General features: G+C 70.9%; 5 protein-coding genes. 3 read left to right on the plus strand and 2 right to left on the minus strand.

Translation table 11 applies throughout. The annotated features are described in order from the left end of the window. Nucleotides 1-28: 28 nt before the first annotated feature. Entirely contained in the window at nt 29-949 is a 921-nt protein-coding gene (locus ACYVLT_RS15905; protein ID WP_461120947.1) for a phosphotransferase, read from the minus strand. Between the two features lie 206 nt (nt 950-1155). On the opposite strand from ACYVLT_RS15905, the gene ACYVLT_RS15910 reads away from it, so the two are divergent. Beyond that, nucleotides 1156-2748 carry an ATP-binding cassette domain-containing protein gene (locus ACYVLT_RS15910; protein ID WP_461120948.1) on the plus strand — a complete coding sequence of 531 codons (1593 nt, stop codon included), beginning with the start codon at nt 1156-1158 and terminating at the stop codon, nt 2746-2748. Nucleotides 2749-2759: 11 nt separating this feature from the next. Here ACYVLT_RS15910 and fxsT read toward each other — a convergent pair whose 3' ends face one another. Continuing rightward, nucleotides 2760-5201, minus strand: a complete 2442-nt coding sequence (gene fxsT, locus ACYVLT_RS15915; protein WP_461120949.1) for an FxSxx-COOH system tetratricopeptide repeat protein — start codon at nt 5199-5201, stop codon at nt 2760-2762. A 356-nt stretch (nt 5202-5557) separates the two neighbouring features. On the opposite strand from fxsT, the gene ACYVLT_RS15920 reads away from it, so the two are divergent. Together ACYVLT_RS15920 and ACYVLT_RS15925 are read left to right on the plus strand one after the other, a co-directional pair. Continuing rightward, the gene (locus tag ACYVLT_RS15920) at nt 5558-11830 is read left to right on the plus strand and encodes an RHS repeat-associated core domain-containing protein (protein WP_461120950.1); all 6273 of its coding nucleotides are present in this window, start codon (nt 5558-5560) and stop codon (nt 11828-11830) included. A 20-nt stretch (nt 11831-11850) separates the two neighbouring features. Then, entirely contained in the window at nt 11851-12120 is a 270-nt protein-coding gene (locus tag ACYVLT_RS15925; protein ID WP_461120951.1) for a hypothetical protein, read from the plus strand. The last annotated feature ends 44 nt before the right edge of the window (nt 12121-12164 follow it).

The following is a 12164-nucleotide window of genomic DNA, read 5'->3' on the forward strand; positions in this document are numbered from 1 at the left end:
GACGATCGTGCCGAGCACTGCCGAGCCGCTAGGCGTTCGCGCGGCGGAGGCGTTCGGCCGCCTGCGCGCGGACGGCCTCGCCGGACCACGGGGTGTCGCCGTGCAGGGCCTCCCAGCGGGCGTTGTGCGCCGCCGGCCACAGGCTGCCGGCCCACGCGAGCTCCTGCTCCTCCGAGGTGAACCGACGTCCCCGGAGGTCCTGGTAGGCGGCCAGGAACGCGGCGGAGCTCTCGATCGGCGCGAGGGTCGGCGGCGTGGTGCTCGGGAACGACCCGGAGGCCGCGCCCACCAGCGCCGCCTCCGGCTGCCACGCCAGGCTGTCCCAGTCGTGCACGGCCCACACGGCGCCGTCGCGCCAGCGGAGGTTCTGCGCCTCGAAGTCGGCGTGGCCCAGCACGCACGGCAGGTCGGTGGCCAGCAACCGCTTGCGGGCCCGTTCGGCCGTGTCGAGTACGTGCGCGGGCACGGCGGCCTGGTCCAGGTCGTCCAGCAGCGCGATCGCGGGCCACAACCCGGGATCCGCGTGGTCCCACCGCGCCCAGCGCGGATTCGGCAGCGGCGGCGCGACGGTCACGTCGGCCAGTTCGGCCATCAGCCGGGCGAACACCGCCGCGTAGCGCACCGCGACGTCCGGCGAGTCGCCACGCAGCAGCTCGCCGCCGGACCTCGACTCCTCGGCGTGCACGGCCAGCGCGCCGACACCGACCGCGGGCGTGAGTGGCCGGGCGCACGGGAAACCCCGTTGCGCCAACCGGGCCTGCGCGGCGACGCACGACGCGGCCCGACCGCCGTCCTCCCGCGCCTTCACCACGACGTCCCGCCCGCCGGCCAACCGCAGCCCGAACACCGCCGACATCTGCCGCAGCTCGAACAGCACGCCGACCGGCTCGTCACCCAGGTGCTCCGCGCACCAGGTCGGCAGCCAGTCCGGCAGGTCGTCCAACGGCACGGTGACGACTGTGCCAGGTGCGGTGGATCACCTCACCCCCCCCGGGCGGAATCCGGATGCGGCCGGTCCCGCGGTCGTCGTAACCTGGTCGTGTGATGCAGCCGCAGTTCTACCTCTGAGGGACGACGCCTCCGCCGGTACCGCGACACCGCGATACCGGACCTCGTCCTTCCTGCTCATCACTTCTCGTCGGAGGCAGTTCCTTCATGTCGTCCCACCTTTCGCCCGCCCTCGTGCGCGCGGCGCACGTCCGCATGTCCGATGTGCACGTCTCCTTCGGTGGCCGGCCCGTGCTCGCCGGGGTCGACCTCGTCGCCGCCGCCGGTGACCGGGTCGCCGTCGTCGGCGAGAACGGCCGCGGCAAGACCACCCTGCTCCGCGTGCTGGCGGGCGACCTGCCCGTCGACCGCGGCGAGGTGCACCGCGCGGGCTCGATCGGCGTGGCCGACCAGCAGATCCCGCTCGGCGCCACCGATACCGTCGGCGCCCTGATCGACCTCGAACTGGCCGCCGTGCGCGTCGCCCTGGCCCGCCTGGAGGCCGCCGCGGAGGCACTCGCCGACGGCCGTCCCGGCGCGGACGACGCCTACGCCGCCGCCCTCGCCGAGGCCGAGGCGCTCGACGCGTGGGACGCCGACCGGCGGGTCGAGGTCTCGTTGGCCGCGCTCGACGCCGTCGCCGACCGCACCCGTCCGCTCGGCACGCTCTCGGTCGGGCAGCGCCACCGGGTGCGGCTGGCCTGCCTGCTCGGCGCCGGGCACGCGGTGCTGCTGCTCGACGAGCCGACCAACCACCTCGACGCGGGCGGGCTCGACCACCTCACCGAGCGGCTGCGCGCCCACCCGGGCGTGGTCGTGCTGGTCAGCCACGACCGGGCGCTGCTGGCCGACGTGGCCACCACCGTGGTCGACCTCGACCCGTCCAGCGACGGCCGACCACGGGTGTACGGCGGCGGCCACGCCGAACAGGTCGAGGCACGCCGGGCCGAGCGCGCCCGCTGGGAGGCGCTGCACGCCGAGCAGGTTGCCGAGCGGCAACGCCTGGCCGACGACCTGCTCGCGGCGCGGAACCGGCTGCGCGACAACTGGCGGCCCGACAAGGGCCACGGCAAGCACACCCGCGCCACCCGCGCGCCCGGCCTGGTCCGGGCCGTGCACCGACGGCAGGAGGAGCTGACCGCGCACGTGGTGGCCGTCCCGCCGCCGCCGACCCGGTTCGCCATGCCAGACCTGCCCGAACACGGCGGTGCCACCCTGCTGCGGGTCGCGTCGGCGACCGTGGCCGGGCGGCTCGCGCGTCCGGTCGACCTGGCGCTGGAGGCCGGGGACCGACTGGTCGTCACCGGCCCCAACGGCGCCGGCAAGTCGACCCTGCTCGCCGTGCTGGCGGGCGACCTGACGCCGAGCACGGGCACTGTCACCCGCGCCCGTTCGGCGCGGGTCGGCTGGTTGGGCCAGGAGTCCGACCCTCCGGGCCGGCGCACCGCCGCGGAGCTGTACGACGCCCGGCCGGCTGGGTCTGGTCCGGAACTGGCCGAGTTGGGCCTGCTCGACGCCTACGACCGCCACCGGCCGGTGGCCGAACTGTCCGTCGGCGCCCGACGACGGCTGGACCTGGCCCTGGTACTGGCCGACCGCCCGCACGTGGTGCTGCTGGACGAGCCGACCAACCACCTGTCGGCCGCGCTCGTCGACGAGCTGACCGCCGCCCTCGCGACCACCCCGGCCGCCGTGGTGATCGCCACGCACGACCGGCAGCTGTTGCGCGACACGGCATCCTGGCCGCGACTGGCGTTGTGACGTCGTGCGCGTCAGGCCTCGGTGTTCTGGCTGATCCAGCTCTGGAGGTCGTCCGCCTGATCGTGCTCGCCGAGTTCGTGGAGGACTATCACCAGGTTCCGGGCAGTCAGCAAGGTGTCGGAGTGGGCGTCGCCCAGGACGCGGCGTTGCCGGGCGAGGGTGTCTTCGTTCAGCTCGCGTGCGGTTTGGTGCTCGTCCAGCGCGGTCAGGTCCCTCGCGAGGTTGGTTGCGGAGGTAAGGGTGTCGGGGTGGTCGTCGCCGAGGACGCGGCGGCTTCTGGCGAAGGTGTCTTCGTCGAGCTCGCGTGCGGCTTGGTGCTTGTCCAACGTGCGCAGCGAGACAGCGAGGTTGTTGGCGGAGCTGAGGGTGTCGGGGTGGTCGTCGCCGAGGACGCGGCGACGTCTGGTGAGGGTGTCCTCGTCCAGCTCGTACGCGGCTTGGAACTCGCCCAACCTGCGCAGGCAGATGGCGAGGTTGCTGGCAGAGGTGAGAGTTCTGAGGTGGTCCTCGCCGAAGGTGTTGCGGTGTTTGGTGAGGGTGTCCTCGTCCAGCGCGCGTGCGGCCTGGTATTCACCTAACGCGCGCAGCCGCAGTGCGAGGTTGTTGGCGGCGTTGAGGGTGTCCGGGTGGTCGTCGACGAGGTGGTCGCGGGCGAGTTGGTGTGCTCGTCGGGCGTGGGGGAGGGCTTGGTGTGGTTGTCCGCTGGCGGCCAGGTAGGTGGAGATGCTGTCCAGGAGCAGCGCCAAGCTGTGGTGATGGTCGGTGAGGAGCGGTTCACGGTCGGGTGCGGTGACGGTGAGCAGGTGGGGCAGCAGTCGTTGCCATTGCGGCCAGACCGCCGGGGTGTTCCACGCGTACGCGGGCTGATTGCGTCGTAACAGCAACAGCGCGGTCGCCGCCCAGCCCGGCGCCGCCGTCTGGTCCGGATCGGGGTCGGTGGTGCGGAGCAGGGCGGCGGGGATGCGGTGCAGTTGCAGGCTGTCGGCCTCGACTCGGATGAGTGCGCGATGGCGCAGCTCGCGCACCGTGTCGGTGATCGCTAACGGGTCCGCCGCGACCGACGCCAGTGTTTCGGGCAGGACGTCCGGCTGGTCGGTGATCAAAGCCAGCGGCACCGGTTCGGGGGCGAGCCAGGCGATCAGGGTGAGCAGCTGTAGTGCGGCGGGGTCGTGGTGGGCCAGGGCGTCGAAGGCAAGCGACCACGACGCGGCCACCGACACCCGCCCTCCGGGGCCGTTGCTGTCGTGGCCGCGGCGCAGCAGTTCGCGGGCACGGGTGCCCAGCAGGTCGAGGTAACGGTCGGGGGTGAGGGTGCGGTCGGCGAGGACGGCGGCGGCTTGGTCCAGCGCGGAGGGCAGGTGCCCCAGCGCCTCGCCGATCGCCTCGGCCTGTCCGTCGGTCAGGGAGGGCAGTTCAGACCGCAGGAAGTGGGTCGATTCCGCCGGGCTGAAGACGTCCAGCTCCAGCGTTGTGGCGACACCGTCCCAGCGGGGGTATCGGGAGGTGATCACCACTCGGGGTCGGCCGCCGGGCAGGAACGGCGCCACCGTGTCGGGGTGCTCGGCGTTGTCGAACACGAGCAGGATCCGGTCCCGTCGGCGCAGCTCGCCCAGCACCCGCGGCACGGCGGCCTCGACCGGGGCGCCGCGGTCGACCAGGCCTAATGCATGCCCGAGTCTGGTGAGCTGCTGGGGGATCAGGTCGGGGTCCTCGCTGGCGATCCACCACGCCACGTCGTAGCCCTCGGCGTGCCGGTGGGCGTACTCGATCGCGGTGCTGGTCTTGCCGATCCCGCCCATTCCCGCGATGGCCCGCACCACCACCGGCCCCGCGCCCGCCAACGCCGCGGTCAACCCGTCGAGCAGGTCGTGGCGGCCGGTGAAACCGTGCAGCCGGGCGGGCACGTTCCACACCCGCACCCCGCCCGCCGCGTTGCCGACCCCGGTCCCGGCCGGTTCGGCGATGGGCAGTTCGGTCAAGGCCTGGGCGACTGCGGTCTCCAGCTCCTCCGGGGTCCGCACCACCTTCACCGTCAAACCGCTGTCCATCAGCAGCCGGCGGCGGAACGCCTCCTGGCGCGCCCCGAACTCCGGGTCCCGGAACAGCACCCCCGGCCCGACCGCCTCCTCGTCCAGCAGGAACACCAGGCGCGGCCTGCCCAGCTCGGTGGCGACCTCGAACTCCAGCTCGGTGTAGGACACCTCGGGCCGGTCGCGCACCGGCGACCCGTACCGGAACCCCGCGAGCAGCACGTACACGTCGCACTCGGCCACCCGGCGACGGCACAGCTCGGCGGGCGGCAGGTCACCGGCGGTGAAGTACTCCATGTCCACCGGCGCGTCCCGCACCCGCTTCACGGCCCGCTCCGCCGCCGCCACGAACGACCCGTCCACCGGGAACCGCCGCAGCTCCGAGGTATGACCGATGAACACCCGCCGAGCCGGACCACCCACCAGCACACCCCGATCACCGCAACACCGTTACCCCCACATCGTCCCGCCGGGCGGGCGCGTTGCACCACGCAACACGCGGGGTGACACCGATCGCCGGCGGCGGAAGGGTGTCCTGCCGGCGGGACCGCGACGTCAACGGGGTCGGGACGCGGCGGGCGACCGGCTTCCCGCGGCCGGTTCGACCGTGTTCACCGCACGAGCGAAATCCTTCCCCTGGCGAGGATTGATCGCTTACTGTTCCGCTCGCCTGTGACCGATCACGGTCCGTTCTCTGGGGGGCTTCGAACATGCTCGGTGGAGATTCAGCGCGCCCGTCGACCGCGGATGCGCGCCGTCCCGGGTGGTCGAGACGGACGTTGTCCCTGTCCCTCGCCGCGTTGGTCGCGGTGTCGTTGGCGGTGGGGCTCACCTCCGACGCGGTCCGGAGCGGCGCGCCGCCGATCGCGCAGCCGGAGAAGCTGACCCCGCGCGTGGAGCTGGCCCTGCCGGCCCCGGCGCCGCCGGTGGCGGAACCCGTCGCGTCGGAGGTGGGTGACGCGTCGTGGCCGGTGGCGGGCCGGGCGTCGGTGGCCGCGGGTGCGGCCGCGCAGCGTGCGGGTGACCTGCCGGTGACGGTCGCCGCGGAGGGTGGCGGTGAGCAGCGGGTCGATGTCGAGGTGGCCGACCAGGACGTGGCGCGCAAGGCCGGTGTCACGGGTGTGGTCGTGGCCGTGACGCCCGCCGAGGAGGCCGACGGTCGGCTGTCGGTCGGGGTGGACTACTCGGCGTTCCGCAACGCGGCCGGTGGTGACTTCGGGTCCAGGCTGAAGCTCGACCGTCTCCCGGACTGTGCGCTGACCACGCCCGAGGTGCCGGAGTGCCAGGTCCTCACGCCGATGGCGTCGACGAACGACACCGCGAACAGGACCGTGCGGACCGATTTCGCCGCCGAGCCGGTGGTGCTCGCCGTGACCGCGGCGGGCGAGGGTCCGAACGGGACGTTCGAGGCGTCGTCGTTGTCGCCGTCGGGGACGTGGGCGGTGGCGGGCAACGCCGGTTCGTTCTCGTGGTCGTACCCGATCGCGTTGCCGCCGTCGTCCTACGGTGGGCCGACGGCGCCGTCGGTTGCCCTGTCCTATGCGTCGTCCAGTGTGGACGGTCGGACGATGGCAACGAACAACCAGGGCTCGTGGGTCGGGCAGGGTTGGGACTACGCACCTGGTTCGATCGAGCGCAGTTACCGCACCTGTGCGGAGGACAAGACGCTGCCGCAGGCGCAGCAGACCGGCGACCTGTGCTGGGCGGGGCAGATCGTCACCATGAACCTCGGTGGGCAGGCGACCGAGTTGGTGTACGAGCAGGCCACCAACACCTGGCGTGCGGCGCAGGACGGTGGTTCCCGGATCGAGTTGGTGCAGGGCGCGTCGAACGGTGTCGTGGACGGCGAGTACTGGAAGATCACCAACACCGCCGGCGTCAGCTACTACTTCGGCCGCAACCGGGGGCCGGGTTACACGAACCAGGAGCAGACGAACTCGGCGTGGACGGTGCCGGTGTACGGGCCGCGTTCGGGTGACAAGTGCTACAACCCGAGTGGCTTCGGGTCGTCGTGGTGCATGCAGGCGTGGCGGTGGAACCTGGACTTCGTCGAGGACACGCACGGCAACGTGACGTCGTACTACTACGCGCCGGAGACCAACCACTACGGCGCCAACAAGCTGACCACCGGTGTGGCCTACACGCGTGGTGGGACGCTGAAGCGGATCGATTACGGCCTGCGCACGGTGGGCGGGTCGATCTACGGTGCGGTGGCGCCGAACCAGGTCGTGTTCGACGTGGTCGAGCGCTGCCAGCCCAGCCCGACGTTCGACTGCTCGACGGCGAGGTTCGACTCGGTCAACGGCAAGCACTGGCCGGACGTGCCGCAGGACCAGGAGTGCAAGCAGGGCGCGGTGTGCAACAACCACTCGCCCTCGTACTGGTCCACCAAGCGGCTGACCACGATCACCACCCAGTACAACCAGGGCTCCGGTCCGGTGAAGGTCGACGAGTACCGCCTGGCGCAGCAGTTCCCGCACACCGACGACTCGGTGAAGGACCTGCTGCTGGCGTCGATCACGCGGACCGGGCACAAGGGCACCACGGCGACGGCGTTGCCGGCGGTGACGTTCGCCTACCAGGACTACGACAACCGGGTGGTCGGCTACCGGGACATGCCGGCGATGGCGCACAAGCGCCTGACCCAGGTCAACACCGAGACCGGTTCGGTGATCTCGGTGACCTACAGCGGCAAGGACTGCTCGGCGACGAGCGTGCCGACGGACGTGGCGTACAACACGCGCCGTTGCTATCCGGTGTACTGGACGTTGCCGCGCAACGAGGACCCGACGCTGGACTTCTTCCACAAGTACGTGGTGGACAAGGTCGAGGTGCAGGATCGCAACGCGGTGTCGCCGACCCAGGTGACCGCCTACAAGTACCTGGGCACGCCGGCGTGGCACTACGACGACTCCGAGCTCGTGCGGGCGGAGCACCGCAGCTACGGGCAGTACCGCGGCTACGGCCAGGTCGAGGTCCGCACCGGCAACCCCGGCCACACCTTCGACGGGGTGGCCGACAAGCAGACACTGGTGCGCACCAGCTACTTCCGGGGCATGGACGGCGACACCCTGCCTGCCAACGGCCGCCGCCCCGCGTCGGTGACCAACTCGCTGGGCGAGTCCCTGACCGACCACGCGAAGTTCGCCGACACCGCCTACGAGGTGGAGTCGTTCAACGGCGACGGCGGCGCACGTATCTCCACGAGCCTCACCGAACCGTCGGTCATCGGCACCACGGCGACCCGTGCCCGCACCGGGCTGCCCGCGCTGACCGCGGACATCGTGGGCGTGACGCGCAGCAGGGAGATCACCCACCTGGCGACGGGCGCCACCCGCACCGCCACCACGACCACCCGGTACGACAACACCGGCAGGCCGACCAACCGGACCGAGTCCGGTGACGGCGTCCCGGACGTGTGCACCCGGACCACGTACGCCGACAACACCACCACCTGGGTCCGCAACCGGGCCGCCGAAACCACCACCTCCCAACAGGCGTGCCCGGCCGACGGCGTGGCGCAGACGTCGATCCTCAACTCCACCCGCACCTACTACGACCAGCACACCGCTCTGGGGCAGGTGACCGCCGGCGACGACACGCGCGTCGACGCCGCCACCGTCAACACCAACGACGTGCTGACCTACGCCACCACCGGCACCGCTGCTCATGACCCCTCCGGGCGGACCACCAGCACGACGGACGCGTTGCAGCGCGCCACGACCACCGCCTACACCCCGGTCGACGGCGGCGTGCTCACCAAGACGGTCACCACCAACGCCAAGAGCCAGACCAGCACCGTCGAGATCGACCCGGCGCGCGGCAAGGCCACCGCCGCCATCGACGTCGGTTCACGTCGCAGCGACGCCGACTACGACGCGTTGGGTCGGCTGACCGCGGTGTGGAAACCGGGCCGGAGCAAGTCAGCCTCGCAGGAAGCTTCGGTCACCTACTCCTACCTGGTCCGCACCGACGGGCCACTCGCCGTCACCACGAAGACCTTGGTCGACTACGGCTCGGGCACGAACTACCTGACCCAGGTCGACCTGTTCGACGCGTTCGGTCAGCCCCGCCAGACGCAGTCCGACGCCGTGGGCGGGGGAACGGTCGGCAAGGACTCCTTCTACGACTCCCACGGCCGTGCGCGGCACACCTACAACCGGTGGGCCACGACCGGAGCGCCCGCCACGACGCTGGTCGGGTTGAGCAACGCGCAGGTCAACGACCGCACGGTCACCGACTTCGACGGCGCCGGCCGCCCCGTCCTGGCCACCTCGTACAAGGGCACCACCCTCACCCGGAAGACCAGGACCGTGCACGGCGGTGACCGGACGACGGTGTTCCCGCCGCACGGCGGCGTCACCCGGACCGTCGTCACCGACGTCCGCGGCCGCCAAACCCAGACGCACGACTACACCGCGCCGCCGACGATCACCGGCGACACCGTCACCGGCGGCACCTTCCAGACCTCCACCCGCGAGTACACGGCGTTGGGCGAGCTGAAGAAGATCACCGACCCGGTCGGCAACCAGTGGACGTTCAGCTACGACCTGCTGGGCCGCAAGACCGCGCAGACCGACCCCGACGCCGGCACCACCAGCACCACCTACGACCTGGCCGGGCAGATCCTCACCACCACCGACGCCCGCAAGCGGACGCTGGCCTTGACCCACGACGTGCTCGGCCGCCGGACCGCCGAGTACCTCGGTTCGACCAGTGGCACCAAGCTCGCCGAGTGGCGTTACGACGGGGCGCAGAACGGCGTGGGCCTGCCCTGGTACTCCACCCGCTACACGCCGGAGGGCGCCTACGACTCCGGCCCCAGCGTCTACAACGGCCAGGGACTCGTCAGCAAGACCGTGACCCGGATCCCCGTCGCCGAGACCGGCCTCAACGCCACCTACACGACCAGCTACGGCTACACCACCACCGGCCTGCAGACCTACGTCCAGCACGCCACCGCGGCCGGCGGCTTCCCCAACGGCGAGATCGTCTCCACGACGTACAACCGCTACGGCAAGCCGACGATGACCGCCGGGTACAACGCCTACGCCACCGAGTCGGTGTACACGCCGTTCGGTGAAGCGCGGCAGTTCATCCTCGGCCCGTCGAACAACACCGCCCAGCTGACCTACGACTACGACCTGCACACCCGGCGGCTCACCCAGACCAACCTGTCCACGCAGCAAGCCGACGCGCAGGTCGACGACACCCGCTACACCTACGACGCGGCGGGCAACGTCACCAAGACCGTCAACACCCAGGGCCCGGAAGGCCGCGCACCGGTCCGCACCCAGTGCTACTCCTACGACAGCCTGCGCCGACTGGACAACGCCTGGACCGCCACCGACGACTGCGCCGCCAGCCCCTCCACCACCCCAGGACACGCCAACATCGGCGGACCCGTCCCGTACTGGACGTCGTGGACCTTCAAGCCCAACGGCTTGCGCGAGAAGCAGACCCGGCACGCCCTGCCCGGCACCACGGGCGACACCACCACCGACTACGCCTACCCCGACGCCGGCACGGCCCGACCGCACAGCCTGACCCGCGCCACCACCAACGGTCCCGCCGGGCAGACGCTCAACACCTACGAGTACAACGAGACCGGCAGCACCACCCGCCGCGTCCTGCCCTCAGGCGAGCACATCCTCGACTGGAACCACGAGAACCGGCTCGAAACGGTCACCTCGCCCACCGGCATCACCAAGTACGTCTACGACGCCGACGGCAACCAGCTCATCCGCCGCGACCCCGACAAGACCACCCTCTACCTGCCGGGCCAGGAACTCACCCGCGACAACACCACCGGCACCGTCGTCGGCACCCGCTACTACACCCACAACGGCGTCAACATCGCGGTGCGGGTCGGCAACACCAACCCCACCTACCTCGTCTCGGACCTGCACAACACCACGTCCGTCGCGGTCGAGTCGGTCGGCTTCGCCGTCAGCCGCCGCACCATGGACCCGTACGGCAACCAGCTCAACCCGGTCGAAGGCAAGCCCTGGCCCGACCGCCACGGGTTCCTCGACAAGCCTGTCAGCGAGGCCACCGGCCTGACCGACATCGGCGCCCGCAAGTACGACGCCGCCACCGGCCGGTTCATCAGCGTCGACCCGATCCTCGACGTCGAGAACCCGCAGCAGTGGACCGGCTACGTCTACGCCGACAACAACCCCACCACCTACAGCGACCCCACCGGCCTCATCGCCAACTGCGGTCCCGACGGGGACGGCTGCAGCGCACCCGACTACGACAAGTGCTGCGGTTCGCCGTCGAACGACCCGGTGCTCGGTGGCGACGCCCCTGCGGGTCAATCCCCGAGCGTCGGCGTCATCGACGGTTACCAGGTGCCCGGAACACCCGGTGTCAACTTCAACCCCGATTTCCTGAGGTCCCGGCTGGCGGCGAACAAACCCTCGGGGAAGACCCCGGTCGTCAACGACTACGACGCGTTGTGGAGGACGGTCTTCGCCCTCCGCGCCGGTTGCGCCGAGGCCATCGCGGTGCAGAGCCCCGACTGCGACCTGGAGACGTACCACCGTCTAGAGGAAGATGAAGTGATCTTCGGCGAGGCCGCGGTGAGCAGCGCTCGCGGTGCAGCCGACATGGATGCGCTCATCGACGGGTTCGCCGTCGCCGGCGGGGCTGGTTTCGGCATGGGTAGTTTCGCGGCGCGATCCGGAGGCCGTGGGTCCGATTCTGGTTCCAGCCCTGATCGCGGTGGTTTCTCCGAAGACGGAAAATATCGGAACATCCTCAAGCTCGGTGGTGTGGACGTCAAGGTGCTCGGCAACGTCGAAGTGAAGGTCGACTCGTCGGGAGTCCGCACCATGGTCATCCGGGATCTGTCGGTGTTCGCCAGGGGCGGGGTCCAGCCAGGGGTGCGTGCGCTGGCCGAAGGGGTGAGGGCGGTCGTCGCGGAGGCCGGCGCCGTGCACAACGTGCAGTACGTGACTTTCGAAGGAACCCGCATCAACCACCGGGGTAACGTGCAGCGGGTTACTTACGACATCCGTGGCAACAGAATCGGAGGCGGGCGCAGGTGAGGCTTGAGGACTTCCTCGGGGTGGACGTCGATCTGGACGAGGTCGCCCGGTGGGCGCACGACGGTGACGACTTGGAAGTGATACTCACCCGGCTGCGCGACATGGGTTGTGACGTGTCGGGTTGTATCGCGGTGCTGGACGCAGCCGGAGTGGTGCCGCTGTCGGAGGCCAAGGCCGCAGTCGTCTTCTCGGAGACCTGGAAGGACGAGATGCCTCAGAACCGGGCTTTCCAGCAGCGGGTCGGTGAGTTCCTTGAAGGGGAAGCCGGGAGTGACGCGGACGCGACGTAGTCGGGTGCGGTAACGGGACTTCGGCAAGGACGCATTGACCGGTG

Source organism: Saccharothrix stipae (assembly GCF_054781895.1).

Bases quoted from the DNA above. Each gene is read 5' to 3' on its own strand.
- ACYVLT_RS15910 (WP_461120948.1), top strand. From the start codon at position 1,156: ATGTCGTCCCACCTTTCGCCCGCCCTCGTGCGCGCGGCGCACGTCCGC.